The following is a 21,402-nucleotide window of genomic DNA, read 5'->3' on the forward strand; positions in this document are numbered from 1 at the left end:
TTTTTTCGAGTTCGTCGTCTTCCTGTTTAACTGCAACTGGTTTGCATTAACAGCCGCACACTTTTGCGATCCACAGGACTCCGTTCGACGTGAAAAACTCCACCACTAAAAACAAAAAATCCTCCTGGTTGCCGCTGGCGCTCGCGCTGGCGGTCAACGCCGCCGTGCCGATGGCTTTCGCCGCCGAAGCCATTCACATCCGTGCACAGCCGCTGGGTCAGGCCTTGAGCGAACTCGGTCAGCAAACTTCGTTGCAGGTTTTTTTCAGCCCGGACCTGGTCGCCGGCAAACAGGCGCCGGCGGTGGACGGCAATCTTTCTCCGGAGCAGGCCCTGCGCCAATTGCTGCAAGGCAGCGGTCTGGATTACCAGATCAATGAAGGCTCGGTGACCTTGTCGCCAGCCCCGACTTCCGCTGACAGCGGCCCGCTGGAGTTGGGCGTGACCGACATCAAAGTGGTCGGCGACTGGCTCGGCGACGCCGACGCCGCCGTGGTGCAGAACCACCCCGGCGCGCGTACGGTGATCCGTCGTGAAGCGATGGTCGAGCAGGGCGCGATGAACGTCGGCGACGTGCTGCGCCGTGTACCGGGCGTGCAGGTGCAGGAAGCCAACGGCACTGGCGGCAGCGATATTTCGCTGAACGTCGGCGTGCGGGGTTTGACGTCGCGTCTGTCGCCACGCTCCACCGTATTGATCGACGGCGTGCCGGCTGCGTTTGCCCCGTATGGCCAGCCACAACTCTCGATGGCGCCGATTTCTTCCGGCAACCTCGACAGCATCGACGTGGTCCGAGGTGCCGGCTCGGTGCGTTACGGGCCGCAGAACGTCGGCGGCGTGATCAACTTCGTGACCCGCGCGATCCCGGAAAAAACCACCGGTGAAATCGGCACCACCCTGGAAACCTCGCAGCACGGTGGCTGGAAACACATCGACACTGCGTTCCTTGGCGGCACCGCCGACAACGGCATCGGCATGGCGCTGTTGTACTCGGGCGTCAACGGCAACGGTTACCGCGAGCGCAACAACGGCAACGACATCGACGACGTGATCCTCAAGACCCACTGGGCACCGACCGAGCAGGACGATTTCAGCCTCAACTTCCACTACTACGACGCCAGCGCCGACATGCCCGGCGGCCTGACGCAGAAGCAGTACGACGACAAACCGTTCCAGTCCGACCGCGACTACGATGGGTTCAGCGGCCGCCGCAAGGACGTGTCGTTCAAGTGGATCCGGCAGATCGACGAGCGCACCCAGGCGGAGGTGCTGACTTACTATTCCGACAGTTTTCGCGGCAGCACCATCGCCGCCCGCGATCAGAAAACCCTCAGCTCGTTCCCGCGTTCCTACTACACGCTGGGGATCGAGCCGCGTGTGTCCCGTGTGTTTGATGTCGGCCCGACCACCCAGGAAGTCAGCGTCGGTTACCGTTATTTGAAAGAGGCGATGCACGAGCAATCGAGCCGTCTGGCGCTGGTCAACAATGTGCCGGTGGTCACCAAAACTTCCGATGGTCACGTATTCCAGGACCGCACCGGCGGCACCGAGGCCAACTCGGTCTACATCGACAACAAGATCGACGTCGGCAACTGGACCGTGACCCCGGGCATTCGCTTCGAGCACATCAGCACCGACTGGCATGATCGCGCCGTGCTCGACACCGCCGGCAAACGCGTGCCGGAGAAAAATCGCAGCATCGAAAGCAACGAGCCGTTGCCGGCGCTGAGCGTGATGTATCACCTGTCTGATGCGTGGAAGTTGTTCGCCAACTACGAGACGTCGTTCGGCAGCCTGCAATATTTCCAGCTCGGCCAGGGCGGCTCGGGTGACCAGACCGCCAACGGCCTGGAACCGGAAAAAGCCAAGACCTACGAAATCGGCACGCGTTACAACGATGACGTGTGGGGCGGGGAAGTGACGCTGTTCTACATCGACTTCGATGACGAACTGCAATACATCAGCAACGACGTGGGCTGGACAAACCTCGGCGCGACCAAGCACCAGGGTATCGAAGCTTCGGTGCACTACGACATGGCGGCGCTCGATCCGCGCCTCGACGGCCTGACCGCCAACGCCGGCTTCACCTACACCCGCGCCACGTACGAAGGCGAGATTCCAGGCTTCAAGGGCCGCGACCTGCCGTTCTATTCGCGTCAGGTGGCCACCGTCGGCCTGCGCTACGACATCAACCGCTGGACCTACAACATCGACGGTTTTGCCCAGTCCAAACAGCGTTCGCCCGGCACCGGCGTGAATGCTGATGGCAGCTTCAATGGCAATTACATCACCGAAGGCACGGCGGACGGGCAGTACGGCGACGTTCCGGGTTACGTGACCTGGAACGTGCGTGGCGGGTATGACTTTGGTGCGCAGTTGTCGAACCTGAAGCTTGGCGCCGGGGTGAAGAACATCTTCGACAAGCAGTACTTCACCCGTTCCAGCGACAACAACTCGGGGATCTATGTGGGCACGCCGCGGACGTTCTTCGTGCAGGCCAGCGTAGGCTTCTGATCTGCATCGATTGTTCCCACGTCGAACCGTCTGCGTGGGAACGATCTGAACAGATCAGATCAGGCTCAGACCTTCAGCGCTTTCCCGCCAATCGCCACCGCCACCAGCAACGTCGCCATCAACCCGAAGGCAAAACTCAGGCTGCTGGCGTGGGCGACAAACCCGATCACCGCCGGCCCTGCCAGAATCCCTGCATAACCCAGTGTGGTGATTGCCGGCACGGCGATGCTTTCCGGCATCACCGTCTGTTTGCCCACCGCCGTGTACAGCACCGGCACGATGTTCGAACAGCCGGCACCGACCAGCGCATAACCGAGCAGCGCGGCTTGCCAGCCCGGGGCGAACGTCGCCAGAAACAATCCCGCCGCCGCCAGCAGACCGCCAAACAGAATGATCCGCGTCGCACCCAATGCCCGGACGATCCGGTCACCGGTCAAGCGGCCGGCCGTCATGGTCAGCGCAAACGCTGCATAACCCAGCCCTGCATAGGCAGTATCGATCCCGCGTTCCTGGGCCAGAAACACTGCGCTCCAGTCCAGCGCCGCGCCTTCGGTGAGGAACACGATGAAACACATGCCGCCGATGAACAGCACGATTCCGTGGGGCACCGCGAACGCCGGCCCCGAGCTTTCACTGCCGTAAGGCAACATGTGCGGGACGGCTTTGAACAGCGCCGCGATCAGCACCAGGACCACCACCAGCATCGCCGCCAGTGGCGACAGCCCCAGACCGAGCAGGGCGCTCACGCCCGCTGCACCGACGATCCCGCCGAGGCTGAACAGGCCGTGGAACCCCGACATCATGTTCTTGCCGCTGGCCCGCTCTACGATTACTGCTTGCAGGTTTACCGTCGAATCCACCGTGCCGAGCCCGGCACCGAACATGAACAACGTGGCGATCAGCGCAGGAATCGACGACACCGTCGCCAGCAACGGCAACGCCGCACAGATCAGCAGCGTGCCGCCGGTGGCCACTTTTTTGCAGCCAAACCGCGTGGCCAGAATCCCCGCCAGCGGCATCGCCAGAATCGAACCGACGCCCAGGCACAGCAGCAACAACCCCAGCGTGCCCTCATCGAGCCCGGCCCGCGCCTTGGCATACGGCACCAGCGGCGCCCACGCGGCGATGCCGAGTCCGGCAATGAAAAAGGCGATGCGTGTGGAGATCTGTTCGAGGCGTCCGGGAACGAACGTGTCTTGAGGGGTGAGGCTGGTCATAACGATCCTTGGCAAAAAACGTTTCAGCAGCGGACATCCTTGCACAGCTCTTCTGTGGGAGCGAGCTTGCTCGCGATAGTGTCGTGTCAGTCGACGCTCATTGACGGATACACCGCCATCGCGAGCAAGCTCGCTCCCACAGGGAATTGCGTTTTACAGTGACGCCTTTGACAACTTGAAACCGAGGGGCGGTTCATGACGCAGTTCTACGATGCACGGGGCAATATCTACGGGGTGATTTCACCGCAGGCGCTGCGCGACTCGGGTATCGATCTGCCCGCCAGTGCCACGCAGTGTGCCTTGTCACGACAGGCGTGGAGCCACGCCGCGATTACCTTGTGTTGCGATTGGCCCGAAGGTCGTCGTCCAGCGGGTAGCAAGTCCCATCGCAGCGATGGCTTGCTGATCGGCCCGTTTCAATCTTCGCCACCCTTCGACCTGCTGATCGTCAACACCGACGGCACGCTGGCCGAGCGCAGCGGCAACGGCCTGACGATTTTTTCTCAGGCACTGCTTGAGCAGGGGCAGATGCCGCAGGAGGGCGCGACGATGCGGGTGCATCACGACAAACAGGATGCGCAGTCGCCCGTGTCGACCTCGGTGAAACCGGCGCAAGTGGCGGGCGTGCAAGGCTTCTGGCTTGATCTCGGGCAGCCCGATTTCGGCCCGGCGGCGGTTGGTGCGCTCGGCGTTGAACCGGTTCCGTTCAACGGTGCGCAGGTCAGCCGTGTTCGACCGTTGGCGCAACTCGATCCTGCCTGGGCACACAGCCAGTTCGTACGCATCGGCAATCCGCATTGCGTGACGCTGGTGCAGGACGAAGCCGCATTGCCGAGCAACGCACAGATGCTTGAATCGCCGCTGACGGACAGCCTGACCGCCATCGCCTACGCCATGCCCACCGGCGCCGGCCAGCCGTGCCCGGCCGGGGTCAACCTGCAATGGGCGATGCGCGCCGGGGATCAACGCATTGTGGCGCGGGTGTTCGAACGGGGCGAAGGCCCGACCGCTTCCTCAGGCACCAGCGCCAGTGCGGTGGCGAGCGCGGCGTGGCGGGTGGGCTGGGTGTCGGCGGGAGAAGTTCAGGTGGTGATGCCGGGCGGTACGGCGCCAATCCTGCTGGAGGAGCGCGACGGAGAACTGACCGGCGTGCGTCTGTTCGGCACCGCAGTGCGCGACGAAAAATAGCTGCAACCTCAAGATCAGAAGCGCCCGACGGTGTCGTTCACGGCACCGCTGGTGAATGCGTTATTCGCGCCGGCCTGCCAATACACCGCCGCCTGAGTCTGGCCACGCACGATGCACTTCCACTCGAGTTTTTGCTGACCCGGCACCTCAACCCTGGCGCTCCAGCGGTTATTGGCCAATGTCAGTGCTAGCGCATGCTGCGGGTCCCATGCCCCGAACTCCAGCGATGAACCCGCTGCATAGACGCTTTCGCCCGGTTGCGGATTGGCGTTGTCGCAATGCACGTTGACTGCCACCGTCGCAGGTTCGACAGGGCCGGTCCAGATCCGGATATCGCCGTTATCCCAGCTCAATGTCGGCGTGCCCAGGCCCTGTGGCAGCTGCTGCAGATCGGATTTCAGGGCGATCACCAATGTGCCGCGCACGCCCTGTGTGGTGGCGACCAGCCCCTTATAGGCGGTGTTGAAGCGAACCGGCGAATCCGCGCGGACACCGGCGGCCTTGCGCAGTTTGATCAATTCCCGGATCAGTTGATCGCGCTGCCAGTCGTACATGTGCGGCCAGTACACGGTCGGTGTGCCGGGACTGCTGAGGATGTAGGCGTAAGCAAGATTGACCTGAGGATCGGGCAACGCCCAATGATGCTGGCCGCCGTAGGCGCCAGGTGAGTAACCGGTATCGTGGTTGTCGACGAAGGTTACTGCGATTGCGCGCCAGGCGGGATCCGGATTGCCATTCAAACCGTGGCGCCAATCGGCGAGTGAGCCGTTCTGCATGCGCTCCTTCAGGGCAAAATCGAACACTGTGCAATGCGAGCGATCCGACCAGTCCTTGAGCACATCCTGCCAGCTTGCACTGCGTCGCCAATCGCCCTGCAGGTATTCGTCGGGGCCTTTCCAGTTTTCGCCGACGCAGAACTGCTGGTTGCCGAAGGCGTTCATCCAGCGATCCACCGTTTCCGGTGCATAACCACGGACGAAGTCAAAGCGCAGGCCTTCAGCACCATAGTTATCGCGCAAGTTGCTGAATTCTTTTTTGAAGGCGTCGAAGACTGTTGGGTGAGCGGTGTTCAGATCCGCGGCGCCATCCATGAACGCGTCGCCTTCGTCACATTGCGCGCAGTCATGCCGCCACTCATTGCTCCCACGGGGGAACATGGAATAGACCGCTTGGTCGCTCATGTGATTGGGCACCACGTCGTAGACGACTTTTACTCCGGCATTCTTCAGAGCTGACGCCGCCGCCTTGAGTTGCTGATCGCTGCCATATTCGCTGTTCTTGTCGAAGTTGCTCCAGAAATAGCCTTCGCCACCACCGGAAGTCTGAGCCTGGCTGTTGGACCAGCTTGATTTATCCATCCAGGGTGGCGGGAACCAGACAAGGGTGAATCCATCTTTGCCAATGGTCGTCGCCTGTTGCGCAAGTACCGAATACCAAGGTGTTTGATTGCGGCTTGAGTTCCAGTGAAAGCCCTGCAACAGGATTTCTTCACCGCTGCCGTTGCGAACGCCAGCCATCGCCGCTGCCGTTGTGGCGATCATCAGGCAGACAGCGAAGCTCAGGCGAAATGGTGAAGTCCCTTTCATGGTCGTCCCCCCGGGAACGATGGATCCCTTGGGGCTTACTGTGAGCCGGCTCGCAGCAGTTGTCGCCTGTCAGATCTGACAGGCTGGCGCTAACCTTTCGCGATAAAACCGCTGCGAACCATAACCGCTGCTCAACCCTCCATGAACTCCACCACCGGCATCTGCCGTTTCATCAGCACCTTGCCGTTGCGGATCGAATACAGCGGCAGGCCCTGACTGCGGATCACTTCGTAGTCACTGTCCGCCGAGAGGATCAGCAGGTTGGCCGGGCGGCCCTGTTCCAGACCGTAGCGTTCACCGAGGTGCATGGCTTTGGCGCTGTTGTCGGTGACCAGATCCAGCGCGCTTTGCAGGTTGCGGTAGCCGAGCATGTGGCAGATGTGCAGGCCGGCTTCGAGCACCCGCAGGATGTTGCCGTTGCCCAGCGGATACCACGGATCGACAATCGAGTCCTGACCGAAGCAGACATTCATCCCGGCTTCGAGCAATTCGTTCACGCGGGTCACGCCACGGCGTTTCGGGAAGTTGTCGAAGCGCCCTTGCAGGTGAATGCTTTCGGTCGGGCAGGAGACAAAACTGATCCCCGAATGCCCGAGCAGGCGGAACAGTTTGGCGCAGTAGGCATTGTCGTAGGAGCCCATCGCGGTGGTGTGGCTGGCGGTCACGAGCGCGCCCATGTCGCGGCTGCGAGCCTCTTCGGCCAGCACCTCGAGGAAGCGCGAATGCGGGTCGTCGGTTTCGTCGCAGTGCACGTCCACCAGACAGCCGGTGCGCTCGGCCAGGTCCATCAGGAACTTCACCGAGCTGACGCCCTGATCGCGGGTGTACTCGAAATGGGGAATCCCGCCGACCACGTCCGCGCCCATGCGGATCGCTTCTTCCATCAGTTCGCGACCATTGCTGAACGACTCGATGCCTTCCTGTGGGAACGCGACGATTTGCAGGTCGATCAGATGACGGCTTTCCTCGCGCACTTCGAGCATCGCCTTGAGCGCGGTGAGTTGCGGGTCGGTGACGTCGACGTGGGTGCGCACGTGCTGGATGCCGTGGGCGGCCAACGTCTGAATGGTTTTCCTGGCCCGGGTTTTGGTGTCTTCCTGGGTGATGGTGACCTTGCGTTCGCCCCAGCATTCGATGCCTTCGAACAGCGTGCCGCTCATGTTCCAGCGCGGCTCGCCGGCGGTCAGGGTGGCGTCGAGGTGGATGTGCGGCTCGACGAAGGGCGGCACCACCAGATTGCCGCCGGCGTCGAGGTCGTCGGGGCCCAGGGTCGGCGCTTCGGTCTGGCGCGCGATGCTGCGGATCAGGCCGTCTTCAAGGTGCAATTCGTGCAGACCTTCCTGGTTGCGCAGTCGGGCGTTGATGATGTGCATCGGGCGAATCCTTTTATAGATCTTGTAGAGGGGCGGCCGCGTTGCGGGCGCCGAGCAGGCCGGTCACTGCGATATACGTTAACGCGGCAACGGCGATCCCGACCAGCGGCGCGACCCACGGCGAGCCGAACGCCGCGACGGTTCCGGCCGCGTAAGCCGCGAGCCCCGGCCAGTTGAACGCCGGTAACCGTGCGTCGGCCAGACGCGGATAACGTCCGCGCCAGCGGAAGAAAAAGTCGGCCATGATCACGCCGCCAATCGGCGGGATCACCGTGCCGAGCAGGATCAGATAAGGCACCAGCATGTCGTACATGCCCAGCAGCGCGAGCGCCGTGCCAATCACCGCGCCGGCCAGGGTCACGGTCTTGCGGCGACCGGTGCGCAGCAGGTTGCAACCGGCGACGGCGAAGTTGTAGATGGTGTTGTCCTGAGTACTCCAGATGTTCAGCAACAGCATTGCCATCGCCGCCATGGCGAAGCCCTGCAACAGCAGCACTTCGACCACGTCGGGTTGTTGATAGACGATTGCGCCATAGGCACCGATCAGCACCATCAGGCCGTTACCGATGAAAAAACCGATCAGGCTGGCCAGCACCGCGACCCGCGCCGAACGGGAAAAACGCGTCCAGTTGGTGGCCTGGGTCGCACCGCTGACGAAGGTGCCGAACACCAGCGTGATGGCGGTCGACCAGTCCAGCGAACCGCTGGGTACGACGCTGAGCAATCCGTCGAGGCCACCTACTTTCACCGTGGCGACCCACATCGACAGCATCAGCAGCAACATCATCGCCGGCACCGCGATGTACGACAGGATCTCCAGCCCGCGATAACCGACATACGCCGTGGCGCAGAACACCAGACCGAACAGCACCATCAGCCCCAGCACCGTGCCTTCGTTCAGATCGAAATATTTGCCGAGCACCACGGCGGCTGTCGCGGTGCCCCAGGCGTACCAGCCGATCTGGGTGAACCCGAGGATCAGGTCGCTGAGCTTGCTGCCGACTTCGCCAAAGCAGAAGCGTCCCATCAGCACCGAATTCAGGCCGCTCTTGAAGGCGATGTATCCGAGGCCTGCGGCGTACACGCCGAGCAGCAGGTTGCCGATGACGATGACGGCGAGCATCTCGCCGAAGTTGAACGCCACGCCGAGCTTGCCGCCGGCAAACATGGTCGCGGTGAAAAAGGTGAAGCCGAGCAGCACCATCGCCGTGGAGGCCAGGCCTTTGCGCGCGTGCATCGGCACTTCGCTGAGGGGGTAATCGTTGCCGGGATCGTTTTGCGTCATGGGGCGTTCCTTGCTGGAAAGGGGAGGACGCGAAGAGGTTGCAGCGGTCGTGCCAAACGCGATGTTGCGGGTATTTATAGACGAGACACGGATGATCGGCGCGAAAGCAGTGCATGGGGCGTCCTGCCGAACCATGTGGGAGCAGGGCCGTTCCCACAGGCGCGCGCAATGGGGTCAGAGGAACCGCTGCAGGGCGGCAACAATGGCTTCCGGCGCATCCTCCTGCACCAGATGCCCGGCATTCGGGATCGGGTGAAACTGCGATCCGGGAATCAGCTTGTGCAACTCGCGCCCGCGTTCGATGGGAATCCACTGATCCTCCTCACCCCAGAGAATCTGCACCGGGCAGCGGATCGTCGGGTACAGCGGCTGCGCTTCCAGCGTGTAGCGCTGATCCATCTGCGCGATCTGCCGGTAGAACGCTGCTTGCCCCGGATCGCCCAGCCACGGCTGTACGTAGGGCGCCAGTTCATCATCCGGAATGTCCCGGTGAATCGCCCCGCGAATATAGGTCGGGACAATGGCGCGCTGGATGTAATCCGGCAGGCCGCTGAACGCCGCTTCATGCTGGCGCACGTGCTGTACGAACGGCGAACCCCACGGCGTCAGCGCCACCGGGTCGATCAGGGTCAGGCTGCGGTAATCCTTGCCGTTGAGCAGATGCGCGCGCAACACGGTGGCGCCGCCGAAGTCGTGGGCGACCACGTCCGGGCGTTGCAGATTCCAGTGGTCCAGTAACCGCACGAGCAATTCGTTCTGCACGCCGAGGGAGACATCGGCGTCCGGTTGCTCGGATTGCCCGTAGCCCAGCAGGTCGAAGTAGTGCACGCGGTGCGTGGCGAAAAAGTGCGGCGCGATGCGGTGCCAGACGTAAGAAGAGAATGGCGTGCCGTGCACGAACACCAGCGGCGGGCCGTCGCCGCGCACCCCGTGGCGAATCTGTCGCCCGTTGAAGTCAAAGACCTGATCCAGCAGCCAGTCCGTCATGGGCCTGTCCTCTTGGCGGTTTCGAGCCAAAAAGCATAGGCGTAAAAAAACAGCCTCGGGGGCTGTTATTCAAACACTGAGGCGCCTTCTATCCCTGTGGGAGCGAGCTTGCTCGCGAAGGCGTCGTGTCAGGCAACACTTGCTTCACTGGCAAACCGCTATCGCGAGCAAGCTCGCTCCCACAGGGCTTTTCGGCGACTTCAGGATCGGTTACTCGCCGCGATAGATGCAGCCGCTGGTGCAGGTCTCGTGGATGCGGATCGCACTGAGTTCCGGCAGCAGGGGCTTCAATTCATTCCAGATGAATTTGGCCAGCACTTCGCTGGTCGGGTTCTCGAGACCCGGAATGTCGTTCAGGTAGTTGTGATCCAGTCGCTCGTACAGCGGCTTGAAAATCGCCTTGATCTCGGAGAAATCACGGATCCAGCCGGTGTGCGGGTCGATGTCGCCGCTCAGGTGAATCGCCACTTTGAACGAGTGACCGTGCAGGCGTCCGCACTTGTGGCCGTCCGGTACGTGGGGCAGGCGGTGGGCGGATTCGAAAGTGAACTCTTTGAAAATTTCCACAGTGATTTCAGCTCTGTTCAGATGGCGTTCGCCGCAGCGAATTCGGGCAGGCGGCGAGTTTACCAGCTTGTCCAGGGCTGTGCTGACTAAAGGGTCAGCAAGCGCTCGGCGAGGCGACCATTGGCAGTCAGTTCAAGGAATTCGTCGCCCAGCCGGCGGCTCTCGTCCATCGCCGCGCGCCAGTATTTCTGCCGGCTCGGCGCGTCGCCCATGAAGCGCTTGAAGTCATTACGGTCGGGAAGTTTGCCGTAGGGCAGGCGCGCCAGGTATTCCTTGGAGGGCGCGAGCAACAGCACGTCCTGCAAGCGCTCCACCGAGGCTTTGCGCCACGGCAGGGTCTTGTCGAACCAGCCCGGAATCACCCGGTCGGTGAAGTGCGGATAGAGCACGATGCCGTCGCCGCTGTAGGGCAGGTCAAGGTGATAGTCCAGCAAGCCGCCGTCGCGGAAGGTGCCGGCACCGGCGCCCGGCAGGTCGCGCACGCCCTCCATGACCATCGGGATCGAACCCGACGCCAGCAGCGCCTGACGCAGGTTTGTGGCATCGAGGGCGACGAAACGCGACGGGAAGTCATTCAGCGCATGCACCGGCGGCGCCAGACGCGGGTCGTGGATGATCAGCCGTTCGAAGTGCCGCGACAATCGCGCGCGGCCCCGCAGGTTGTCGGCGATCACCGAGCCCAGCGCCAGCCCGAGCCGGCCGCGATGGTCGTCCGCCAGCCCGCCGTGGCTTTTGACCACCATGATGTTCAAGCGGTAATGGGCGTTGGTCAGAAGGCTGGCGTCGCGCCCGTCGAGCAGGTCATCGAGCATGCGCTGCGAACTGCGGCTGACGTCGCTGATGGTCACGCCTTTGTTGAAGTTCTGCTCGGTGTACAACTGACCGAGGCGACGGATGCCTTCGGCGGCGTCCGGCAGACAGGCGCTGGCGAACCGCCAGGAACCGACCGATGCACCGATCAGCGAACGCTCACGCGGCGCGGCCGGCAACCACTCGCCGAACAACGCCAGATCCAGCCCCTGAATTCCCAGCGCCTTGGGCCCGCCGGCAGCGCCGGGCAGGGTGCCGACGTCGGCGGCGTTCAGGCCTTGGGCACGAATGCGCGCCATGGCCCGGGGGCCGGCCTTGAGGGTGAGGGACGGGAACTTGATGTGAATGGCGGTCATACCGGTCTCGATCGTTAGCAAGCGAAAGATTATAAGCACATGTTGCCAGCTCTGCAGGAGCAGGCCCGATGATGGCCATTCAGTTTCAGTTAAGTTCCCGGCGCTAAGGTGGCCACAAAGGAAGCACCACCTCACAGACGGAGATCTCCATGAAAATTCTCGCGAGCCTGTTCATCGCGTTCCTGCTGTTTGGTCTCACCGCCAACCGTGCTCATACCCGCGACCTGCTCGCAGATGAAGCCCGGAAACTGATCGACGCTGGTACCATTGTGCCGATTGAAACCGTCATGGCCACGGCCAGGGCTCGCCATCCGGGTTCGACCCTGATCGATATCGAACTGGAAAAGCGCTATGGCATTTACCTGTATCAGATCGAGCTGAAAGACTCGCAAGGTGTGGAATGGGAGCTGGAACTGGACGCAAGCGACGGGCTGCTGCGCAAGGACCATCAGGACACTTAATGAAATCGTTTTTACCTGATTCATCGACGCGCGCCACGGGCCTTCTGGCCCTGGCGCTCGTTGCATTCTGCTCGGTGACGCTGGCGCGCGACCTCAATCAGGACGAAGCCCTGCGCCTGCGTCAGCAGGGCGTGATTTTGCCGCTGGAGCAAGTGCTGCATAAGGCAATGGAGCGCTACCCCGAGGCGAAACTGCTGGAAGCCGAGCTTGAAGAGAAGCACGACGTCTACATTTATGAAGTCGAGCTGCTGACCGTCGAAGGTGTGGCTCGCGAGCTGCATTTCGAGGCCGCCACCGGCAACCTGATCAAAGACAAGGAAGATTGACCGATGCGCTTGCTTCTGGTGGAAGACCACGTACCGCTGGCTGACGAACTGCTCGCCGGCCTGCAACGTCAAGGCTATGCGGTGGACTGGCTGGCGGACGGGCGCGATGCGGTCTATCAGGGCAGCAGCGAGCCCTACGACCTGATCGTCCTCGACCTCGGTCTGCCCGGCGTGCCGGGGCTCGAGGTGCTGACGCAATGGCGCGCCGGCGGTCTGACGATTCCGGTGCTTATTCTCACCGCCCGCGATTCCTGGGCCGAGCGTATTGAAGGCCTGAAGGCCGGTGCCGACGATTACCTGACCAAACCCTTCCACCCCGAAGAACTGTATCTGCGCATCCAGTCGCTGCTGCGTCGCTCCAAGGGGCAGGCCAACCAGCCGACGCTCCAGGCCGCCGGTCTGCACCTGGACGAGGGCCGCCAGTGTGTCGTGCGCGACGGTGCCGACATTCAGCTGACCGCTGCCGAATTCCGTCTGCTGCGCTACTTCATGCTGCATCCCGAGCAAATTCTTTCCAAAAGCCACCTCGCCGAACACCTCTACGACGGTGAGACCGAGCGCGATTCCAACGTGCTTGAAGTCCACGTCAATCACCTGCGGCGCAAACTCGGCAAAAGCGTGATCGAAACCCGTCGTGGTCAGGGTTATCTGTTTGGCGGACAGGCTTCGTGAGATCGATCCAGCGCCGTTTGAGCCTGGGGCTGATCAGCGTGATGGTGATCGTCGGCCTGGTGCTGGTGCAAACCAGCCTGTGGCTGTTCGAAGTGGGCTTGCAGCGTTACCTCGAAGCGGGTCTGCGCAACGACAGTGAAAACCTGCTGGTGGCGCTGGTGCGTGGCCCGCAGGGGCTGCAACTGGATGAGCGGCACTTGTCGCCGGCGTATCAGCGGCCGTTTTCCGGGCACTACTTCCGTATCGATTTCGCCGACAGCCACTGGCGTTCCCGCTCGCTGTGGGATCAGGAACTGCCGATGCTTGAACACCCTGGTCTGCACAGCAACCTGCAATTGGGGCCGGACGGTCAGCAATTATTGGTGCTGCGTTCGGACTATCGACGGCTCGGTCAGTCGATTTCCATCAGCGTGGCCCAGGATTACACGCCGGTGCGCGAGAGCTTCCAGCGCATGCGGCAGATCGGTCTCGGCCTCGGGCTGGCCGGGTTGTTGCTGATTCTGCTGTTGCAACGCCTGACCGTGCGCCGCGCATTGCGGCCGCTGGAGAAGGCTCGTGAACAGATCGCCCAGTTGCAGCAGGGCCAACGTTCACAACTCGATGAGCAAGTGCCGGCGGAACTGGAGCCCCTGGTGGCGCAGATCAACCATTTGCTGGCGCACACTGAAGACAGCCTCAAGCGTTCGCGCAATGCCTTGGGCAATCTTGGGCATGCGCTGAAAACTCCGCTGGCGGTGCTGCTCAGTCTGGCGTCGAGTGAACAGCTCGATGCACATCCGCAATTGCGCAAGATCCTCAAGGAACAACTGGAACAGGTTCAGCAACGGCTGAATCGCGAGCTCAACCGCGCGCGCCTGGCCGGCGATGCGCTGCCGGGGGCGTTGTTCGATTGCGACGCCGAGCTGCCGGGGCTGCTGTCGACGTTGAACATGATTCATGGCGAACATCTGGATCTGAGTTACGTGGCTCCTTCGGGCCTGCAATTGCCGTGGGATCGCGAAGATTTGCTGGAACTGCTGGGCAACCTGCTGGACAACGCCTGCAAATGGGCGGATGCCGAGGTGCGGTTGAGTGTGGTCGAGACGGCTGAAGGTTTTGTGTTGAGCGTGGAAGATGACGGGCCGGGGATTCCCGAGGCGCAGCGGGCCCAGGTGTTCAGCCGGGGGACGCGGCTGGATGAGCAGACCCATGGGCATGGCTTGGGGCTGGGGATTGTGCGGGATATTGTCGAAACGTGGGGCGGGGTGCTGGTGCTGGGCGAAAGCGAGTGGGGCGGGTTGAAGGTGCAGATTCAGTTGCCTCGGCGGTGAGCCCGCCCCCACAAGGTTTGTGGTGAGCGGGCCTGAGCGTCACACGCGAAACTGATCCATCAAACTCTGCTGCTGATTCGCCAGACTATTGAGCGACTGACTCACCCGCGCCGATTCATTCGCCTGCCCCGACAGCGACTCCGTCACATCACGAATCGTCGCCACGTTGTTGTTGATCTCTTCGGCCACCGCGCTCTGCTCTTCGGCAGCGCTGGCGATCTGCAGGTTCATGTCGCTGATTACTGTCACCGCATCGCCGATCTGGCGCAGTGCGGTGACGGCCTGGCCGACCTGTTCGACGCTGCCCTGGGCCTGACGATGGCTGTTGCCCATCGAACCGACCACGTCCTGGGTACCATTCTGCAATTGCTCGATGACCTGGCGGGTTTCTTCCACCGATTCCTGGGTGCGGCGGGCGAGGTTGCGCACTTCGTCGGCGACCACCGCAAAACCGCGGCCGGCTTCACCGGCGCGGGCGGCTTCGATGGCGGCGTTCAGGGCCAGCAGGTTGGTCTGCTCGGCAATGGCGCGGATGGTTTCCAGTACCGTGCCGATCTTCTCGCTGTTGGCGGCCAGGCCTTCGACCTGCACCATGGCGGCGCTCATGTCGGCGGCGAGGGTGTCGATGCTGGCGGTGGTGCGGTCGATCACGGTCAGGCCCTGACGCGTGGCGCGGTCGGCATCCTTGGCGGCTTCGGCGGCTTGTGCCGCACTGCGGGCCACGTCCTGGGCGGTGGCGCTCATTTCGTGGGACGCGGTGGCGACCTGATCGACCTGACGGTATTGCTGCTCCATGCCGGCGCTGGTCTGGGTCGCAATCGCCGAAGACTGGTCGGCGGTGTTGCGCGCATCCTGCACCGAGCGTTTCACCTCGGCGATGATCGGTTGCAGCTTGTCGAGGAAGCGGTTGAACCAACCGGCCAACTGGCCGAGTTCGTCTTTCTTGTCGTAGGCCAGACGCCGGGTCAGGTCGCCTTCACCGCTGGCGATGTCTTCGAGCATGTGCGCTACGCCAAGGATCGGCCTGGTCACGCTGCGTGCCATCAGCCACACCAGCAACAGGCCGATCAGCGCGGCGAGTACGCCCAGGCTCAGTTCGATCAGGGTGCCCGAGGTGTTGCTGGCATCCAGCTGTTGCTTGAGCGCTTCGGCGCGTTCTACCAAGACTTTTTCCGGCACATCGAGCAGCACGCCCCACGACGGGCCGCCAGGAATCGGCTGGAACGGCGACAGCACTTTCAACTGCGCGTTGCTGTGCAGGCTGCTGACGGTTTGGCTCGACGCAAGCAGACGCAGCAGTTCGGCGCCGCTGGCGGTGTCCACGGCATCGAGACGCTGGCTGAGTTTGTTGGCGTCCGGGCTGTAACCGGCAAGCAGGCCGGCGGGGCTGATGATGCTCACGGCAGTCTGGCCGTCGTAGAGCTTTTTGCTGGCGCTCTGGCTGATTGCTTGCAGGCTGTTGAGGTTGATGTCCACCGACAGCGAGGCGATGACTTTGCCGTTGACCATCAGCGGGAACACGATGCTGGTCATCAGCACCTTTTGCCCGTCGATCACATAAAAGTAGGGTTCGATCACGCACGGCTTGAGCGTGGTGCGCGGGCAGGTGAACCAGGCGTTGGCCGCCTGGCCGCTGGGGCCGGTGCTGGTGTCGGCCATGTCGCTTTCCGGCAGGGCCATGGAGGTTACTTTGCCCGGTGTCGGTTGCGACCAGTACAGGGCGAAGCGGCCCTTGTCGTTGCTGCCTAATTCAGCTTGCCCGGCAAATAGCTCGTCTTTGCCGTCCAGCGCGTTGGCTTCGAACACCAGCGACAGGCCGAGCAGATCCGGGTTGGCCTGCAGCGCCGATTTCACCTGACGGGTCATGTCCTCACGCAGGTCGAAAGCGTCCAGAAAGCGCTTCTCGGCCTGTTCGCGCAGGAACAGCACCTGACGCGAAAAACCATGACCATATTGATAGGCGTCCATGAACTGCTGGCGAATGCCCGCCGCCTGGACTTCGCCTTGGGATTCAATGCGGGCCTGGGCCGACTCGGTGAGCATTTCCATGCTCGAAGCCTTTACCAGTTCGGAACTGTGCTCCATGCGATACAGCGAAAGACCCACCAACAGGGTCACGATACCGGCCAGGCAGAGCCCGGCGAGCAGGGTGATTTTCCATTGGATGGAAAGTTGTCTGAGCGACATGGAGACGTCCTTATTCGATAAATATCTGAGACTTTGCACTGTAACGGCCGCGTTTCGAGTTTCTTTATGGCGTAAATGCAATGCGGCGAATTGACGCATGTTGTGGCCGATATGCCGTCTTCAGCAACCTGATCATGGAAAGTTACACAGTGCCGCGACCGCTCGCTTTGACACTGCGCCCGCTCTGCGGCACAGTGCGCGCCCTTCTAATAAGACCCTCTATGCAAATCCGCTGGCGAGCCGCGTGGCTTGCCGGCCGGACTCATCCTGTCTGGCGGTGGATGGCTTCACCGTCGTGTTTTTGAGGTAGTGAAATGAATGCAGTGATTGCTGCGGTCGGCGTCATGCTGATCCTCAGCCTGTCCCGGGTGCATGTAGTGATCGCGTTGATCGTCGGTGCGCTGGTCGGTGGCCTGACCGGTGGTCTGGGCATCGACGCCACGCTCAAGGCGTTCAACAGTGGCCTGGGTGGCGGGGCGACGGTGGCGTTGTCCTACGCGTTGCTCGGCGCTTTCGCCGTGGCGATTGCCAAGTCCGGCCTGGCCCATGCGCTGGCCGACAAGGCCCTGGCGATGGTCGACCGCCAGCATGCGAGCGGTGGTGGCAGCGTCAAATGGCTGCTGATCGGCCTGCTGTGGGTGGTGGCGATCGCTTCGCAGAACATCCTGCCGATTCACATCGCGTTCATTCCGCTGCTGGTGCCGCCGCTTCTCTATGTCCTGACCAAGTTGCAACTGGATCGCCGGCTGATCGCCTGCGTCATGACTTTCGGCCTGATCACGCCGTACATGTTCTTGCCAGTGGGCTTCGGCAACATTTTTCTCAACGAGATCCTGTTGGCCAACGTTGCCCGCAGCGGCGTGGACATCAGCGGCATCAACGTCACGCATGCCATGGGCATTCCGGCACTGGGCATGCTGGCCGGCCTTGGCATGGCATTCATCAGCTATCGCAAGAAGCGCGTCTACGACCTGGGGAAAATCGAGCAGGTCGAGCAGGTGGCGGTGCAATACAACCCGCGAAGCCTGTTGATCGCCGGTGTCGCCATTGCGGCGGCCTTCATTATTCAGCTGCTGCTGGACTCGATGATTATCGGGGCGCTGTCCGGTTTCCTGATCTTTTCGGCATCGGGCATCGTCAAATGGCGCGAGACGGATGATCTGTTCACCGAAGGCATGAAGATGATGGCGATGATCGGCTTCATCATGATCGCCGCATCCGGATTCGCCGAAGTGATGAAGGCCACTGGCGAGGTGCAGACGCTGGTCGAGTCTTCGGCGTCGTGGATCAATCACAGCAAGGGCATCGGTGCCTTGCTGATGCTGCTGGTCGGGCTGCTGGTGACCATGGGCATCGGCTCGTCGTTTTCGACGGTGCCGATCCTGGCGGCGATTTTCGTGCCGCTGTGCGTGCAACTGGGCTTCAGTCCGATCGCCATCGTTTGCATCGTCGGCACGGCCGGTGCCTTGGGCGATGCCGGTTCGCCCGCGTCCGACTCGACCCTTGGCCCGACCTCCGGTCTGAACATCGACGGCCAGCACCATCACATCTGGGACACCGTGGTCCCGACCTTCCTGCACTACAACTTGCCGCTGCTGGCGTTCGGCTGGGTGGCCGCAATGGTCCTCTGACTTGATTGTTGATCGTTCCCACGTCGAGGCGTCGAACCGTCCGCGTGGGAATGCAGCCCGGGACGCTCCGCGTTCCAAAGCGTGACGCAGAGCGTCACAAGAGGCATTCCCACGCAGAGCGTGGGAATGATCTGCGTCGAGCGTCCGCGTGGGAACGATCTCAAGCCCCAGCTCAACTTTTGGTTTCGCGTGCCGTTATAGCCTGTAACCACGCCAACAAAACCAAAAAAGTGAGTTCCCTATGCGCCTGAGTCTCAAGGCTAAAGTCCTGTCCCTTGCCGTCCTTCCGGTCTTGCTCTTTGCGCTGGTGATCAGCCTGACCACGCTGTTCATCCTTCAGGAACAGGCGCGCAAGGAAGTCGAACAGACTCGCGAACGCCTGCTTGGCGACGCCAAGGCCACCCTGGCCAGCTATGTCGCGGTGGCCATGACCACCATCAAACCGTTGTACGACGCTGCCGCTCCCGGTGACGCCGAGGCGCGGGCGCAGGTCATCAAACTGTTGTCGAGCATCAAGTACGGCAAGGACGGCTACTTTTTCGGCTACGACTCCGAGACCGTGCGCCTGTTCAAGGCCAACGATCCCGAAGGCGTGGGCAAAAGCTTCAAGGACAACCGCGACCCGAACGGCGTCTACGTCAATCGCGACCTGGTGAAAGTCGCGAAGGACGGCACCCACTACCTGCAATACAGCTCGCCGCTGCCGGGCAACGCGCAAGTGCTGGTGCCGAAACTCGGCTACACCGAATACCTGGCGAAGTGGGACATGGCGGTCGGTACGTCGGTCAACCTCGATGGCATCGAAGCGCAAGTGGCGGTGGTCGAGGCCAAGGTGCAGGAACGCATGCAGGGCGTGGTGCTGAGCATCGTCGGCGTGGCGGTGGTGGTGCTGCTGGTGATCGCGGCGGCGGGAATGCTGCTGGCCAATACCATCCTGCGACCGCTGACCCTGATGAAAGCCAACCTCGATGACATCGCGGCGGGCGAGGGCGACCTGACGCGGCGCCTGACCATCACCAGCCAGGACGAACTCGGCGAACTGGCCGGCTCGTTCAACCGCTTTGTCGACAAAATCCACGGCCTGGTGCGGCAAATCACCGAGATGACCTCGCAACTGACCGGACTGGTGACGCAAGTCTCGGATCAGGCCCAGCGCTCCGATCAGGCCATGGAGCGTCAACGCCACGAAACCGATCAGGTGGCCACGGCGATCAACGAAATGTCCGCCGCCGCCCAGGAAGTCGCCAAGAGCGCGCAGAACGCTGCCGTCGCCGCGCAGCAGACCGACGAAGAAGGTCAGACCGCCAAACGCGTGGTGGCCGGCAGCATCAAACAGATTCATGCGCTGGTGGACGACATCCGCAGCAGCGGCGTGTCCCTCGACAGCCTGCAACAGGACGTGTCGTCGATTGTCGGCGTACTCGGGGTGATCCGCTCGATTGCCGAACAGACCAACCTGCTGGCGCTCAACGCCGCGATCGAAGCGGCCCGGGCCGGTGAGGCCGGACGCGGGTTTGCGGTGGTGGCGGACGAGGTGCGGGCGCTGGCGTCGCGCACACAGATCAGCACTCAGGAAATCCAGGGGATGATCGATCGCTTGCAAGCGGGGACGCAGTCGGCGGTTGAAGCGATGCGCCGTTCCAGCGAGGCGGGTGACGGTACGTCGGCCCAGGCCAATCAGGCGGGGGCGTCGCTGGATGCGATGGCGGATCTGATTGCGACGATCAACTCGATGAATGCTCAGATTGCCAGCGCCGCTGAAGAGCAGACGGCGGTGGCGGAAGAGATCAACCGCAGCGTGCATCAGATTGCGGTGGCGGTGGATAACGTGGCGGATGAGACACAGTTGGGGGCGCAGACTTCGCGCAGTCTGGCGGAGTTGGGGCAGCGGCTTGGGAAGTTGGTGGGGCAGTTCCGTATCTGATGGCGTTGTCGGGACAGATCATCAGGGTCTGTCCCAATACGGCACCTCGCCAAAACACTCAACAAAGAAATCAATCACCGTCCGCACCTTCACCGACAACCGCCGGCTCCCCGGCCACAGCACCGCAATCTGCTGCGGCTCCACGCTGTTCGACACCTGATACTCCCCCAGCAACGGCACCAGCGTGCCCTCACGCACCGCTTCACCGATCAGCCATGACGGAAACATCACCAGCCCCAGTCCTTGCACAGCGGCCTGGGTCAGCGTGTCCGCGTGGTTACCGGTGATCGGGCCCTTGACTGCATACGGCGTCCACTCGCCCTGATCCTGACGGAAGAACCAGCGTTGCTGGCCGGTCGCGCCCTTGTAGGCCAGACACTGGTGGCGGGCGAGGTCGTCGGGATGCCGGGGCGCGCCGAAACGCTTGAGATACGCCGGGCTGGCCGCGACCTGAAAACGGTGCGGCGCCAAAATCCGCGCCTGCATGCTCGAGTCGTGCAGCGGGCCGATGCGGAACAGCAGGTCGGCGCCTTCCTGCAGCGGATCGATGTAGTGGTCGGTCTGCTGGATGTCCATTTGCAGCTTCGGATAGCGCTCGCACAATCGCCCGAGCCATGGCGTGAGGTGACGCTGGCCGAACACCACCGGGGCGTTGATCCGTACCAGGCCGGTCGGTTCGCTTTGCTGTTCCTGCAAGGCCTGTTCGGCCTCCTCCAGTTGCACCAGCACCAGCCGCGCGTGATGGCCGAGCATGCGCCCGGCTTCGGTCGGCGTGACCGCGCGGGTGTGACGGTAGAGCAATTGCTGGTTCAGCGCCTGTTCCATCAACTGGATCTGCCGGGAAATCGACGAGGGCGCAACACCCTCGCGGCGGGCGACTTCGGAAAAACTGCCATGGTCGAGCACCGCCACAAACAGCCTTAGCGCCTTGAATCCCAGTTCGTTGAGCCCGTGCATCGTCTGTCCTGTTGTGCGAGTTGCGCAAAAGTGTTGTCCGGATGCTCCCATT

At 62.3% G+C, this 21,402-nt stretch carries 16 protein-coding genes and 3 pseudogenes; 9 read left to right on the forward strand and 10 right to left on the reverse strand.

Features of this window, described 5'->3' with window-relative positions:
• Positions 1-89: 89 nt before the first annotated feature.
• On the forward strand, positions 90-2,513 hold the full coding sequence (locus CAF73_RS28170; RefSeq protein WP_085705193.1) for a TonB-dependent receptor: 2,424 nt from the start codon (positions 90-92) through the stop codon (positions 2,511-2,513).
• A 65-nt stretch (positions 2,514-2,578) separates the two neighbouring features.
• Here CAF73_RS28170 and CAF73_RS28175 read toward each other — a convergent pair whose 3' ends face one another.
• Complete coding sequence (locus CAF73_RS28175) at positions 2,579-3,730, reverse strand: MFS transporter (RefSeq protein WP_085705195.1); 1,152 nt, start codon at positions 3,728-3,730, stop codon at positions 2,579-2,581.
• A gap of 195 nt (positions 3,731-3,925) precedes the next feature.
• On the opposite strand from CAF73_RS28175, the gene CAF73_RS28180 reads away from it, so the two are divergent.
• On the forward strand, positions 3,926-4,918 hold the full coding sequence (locus CAF73_RS28180; RefSeq protein ID WP_085705197.1) for a diaminopimelate epimerase: 993 nt from the start codon (positions 3,926-3,928) through the stop codon (positions 4,916-4,918).
• A gap of 14 nt (positions 4,919-4,932) precedes the next feature.
• Here CAF73_RS28180 and CAF73_RS28185 read toward each other — a convergent pair whose 3' ends face one another.
• From CAF73_RS28185 to CAF73_RS28210, 6 genes are all read right to left on the reverse strand, one after another.
• The gene (locus CAF73_RS28185; protein WP_085700441.1) at positions 4,933-6,504 is read right to left on the reverse strand and encodes a glucan 1,4-alpha-maltotetraohydrolase domain-containing protein; all 1,572 of its coding nucleotides are present in this window, start codon (positions 6,502-6,504) and stop codon (positions 4,933-4,935) included.
• A 131-nt stretch (positions 6,505-6,635) separates the two neighbouring features.
• Positions 6,636-7,877, reverse strand: a complete 1,242-nt coding sequence (codA, locus tag CAF73_RS28190; RefSeq protein ID WP_085705199.1) for a cytosine deaminase — start codon at positions 7,875-7,877, stop codon at positions 6,636-6,638.
• 13 nt (positions 7,878-7,890) lie between these two features.
• The gene (gene codB, locus CAF73_RS28195) at positions 7,891-9,162 is read right to left on the reverse strand and encodes a cytosine permease (RefSeq protein WP_085705201.1); all 1,272 of its coding nucleotides are present in this window, start codon (positions 9,160-9,162) and stop codon (positions 7,891-7,893) included.
• Between the two features lie 174 nt (positions 9,163-9,336).
• Positions 9,337-10,149, reverse strand: coding sequence for an alpha/beta fold hydrolase (locus CAF73_RS28200; protein WP_085705203.1), 813 nt, complete (start codon positions 10,147-10,149; stop codon positions 9,337-9,339).
• A 210-nt stretch (positions 10,150-10,359) separates the two neighbouring features.
• The gene (gene queD, locus CAF73_RS28205; RefSeq protein WP_085577504.1) at positions 10,360-10,716 is read right to left on the reverse strand and encodes a 6-carboxytetrahydropterin synthase QueD; all 357 of its coding nucleotides are present in this window, start codon (positions 10,714-10,716) and stop codon (positions 10,360-10,362) included.
• Positions 10,717-10,802: 86 nt separating this feature from the next.
• Positions 10,803-11,882: a hypothetical protein gene (locus CAF73_RS28210; protein WP_085705205.1), complete on the reverse strand. Its 1,080-nt coding sequence runs from the start codon at positions 11,880-11,882 to the stop codon at positions 10,803-10,805.
• A gap of 149 nt (positions 11,883-12,031) precedes the next feature.
• On the opposite strand from CAF73_RS28210, the gene CAF73_RS28215 reads away from it, so the two are divergent.
• The 4 genes from CAF73_RS28215 to CAF73_RS28230 are packed head-to-tail and all read left to right on the forward strand — an operon-like array spanning position 12,032 to position 14,651.
• Positions 12,032-12,343: a PepSY domain-containing protein gene (locus CAF73_RS28215; RefSeq protein ID WP_085700436.1), complete on the forward strand. Its 312-nt coding sequence runs from the start codon at positions 12,032-12,034 to the stop codon at positions 12,341-12,343.
• Entirely contained in the window at positions 12,343-12,669 is a 327-nt protein-coding gene (locus CAF73_RS28220) for a PepSY domain-containing protein (RefSeq protein WP_085700435.1), read from the forward strand. The genes CAF73_RS28215 and CAF73_RS28220 overlap by 1 nt, the downstream gene beginning before the upstream one ends.
• Positions 12,670-12,672: 3 nt before the next feature.
• On the forward strand, positions 12,673-13,341 hold the full coding sequence (locus CAF73_RS28225) for a response regulator transcription factor (protein ID WP_085705207.1): 669 nt from the start codon (positions 12,673-12,675) through the stop codon (positions 13,339-13,341).
• Positions 13,338-14,651, forward strand: coding sequence for an ATP-binding protein (locus CAF73_RS28230; RefSeq protein ID WP_085700433.1), 1,314 nt, complete (start codon positions 13,338-13,340; stop codon positions 14,649-14,651). Before CAF73_RS28225 ends, CAF73_RS28230 begins: the two co-directional genes overlap by 4 nt.
• A gap of 39 nt (positions 14,652-14,690) precedes the next feature.
• On the opposite strand, the gene CAF73_RS30885 is transcribed toward CAF73_RS28230, so the two are convergent.
• Both CAF73_RS30885 and CAF73_RS30890 read right to left on the reverse strand, forming a co-directional pair.
• Positions 14,691-15,446: a methyl-accepting chemotaxis protein gene (locus CAF73_RS30885; protein WP_371807414.1), complete on the reverse strand. Its 756-nt coding sequence runs from the start codon at positions 15,444-15,446 to the stop codon at positions 14,691-14,693.
• A 102-nt stretch (positions 15,447-15,548) separates the two neighbouring features.
• Positions 15,549-16,937: pseudogene (locus tag CAF73_RS30890) on the reverse strand (HAMP domain-containing protein); the annotation flags it as partial.
• 215 nt (positions 16,938-17,152) lie between these two features.
• Between CAF73_RS30890 and CAF73_RS28240 the strand changes: the two are divergent.
• From CAF73_RS28240 to CAF73_RS30900, 3 genes and pseudogenes are all read left to right on the forward strand, one after another.
• A complete protein-coding gene (locus CAF73_RS28240; RefSeq protein WP_085700431.1) occupies positions 17,153-18,469 on the forward strand; it encodes a Na+/H+ antiporter family protein in 1,317 nt (438 codons plus the stop codon).
• Between the two features lie 241 nt (positions 18,470-18,710).
• Positions 18,711-19,487, forward strand: a pseudogene (locus tag CAF73_RS30895) (cache domain-containing protein); the annotation flags it as partial.
• Between the two features lie 312 nt (positions 19,488-19,799).
• A pseudogene (locus CAF73_RS30900) lies at positions 19,800-20,393 on the forward strand (methyl-accepting chemotaxis protein); the annotation flags it as partial.
• Positions 20,394-20,414: 21 nt separating this feature from the next.
• Here the strand turns inward: CAF73_RS30900 and CAF73_RS28250 are convergent.
• A complete protein-coding gene (locus tag CAF73_RS28250) occupies positions 20,415-21,350 on the reverse strand; it encodes a LysR family transcriptional regulator (RefSeq protein ID WP_085705211.1) in 936 nt (311 codons plus the stop codon).
• Positions 21,351-21,402: the final 52 nt, after the last annotated feature.

The organism is Pseudomonas sp. B15(2017), assembly GCF_002113215.1.
Classification (GTDB): domain Bacteria; phylum Pseudomonadota; class Gammaproteobacteria; order Pseudomonadales; family Pseudomonadaceae; genus Aquipseudomonas.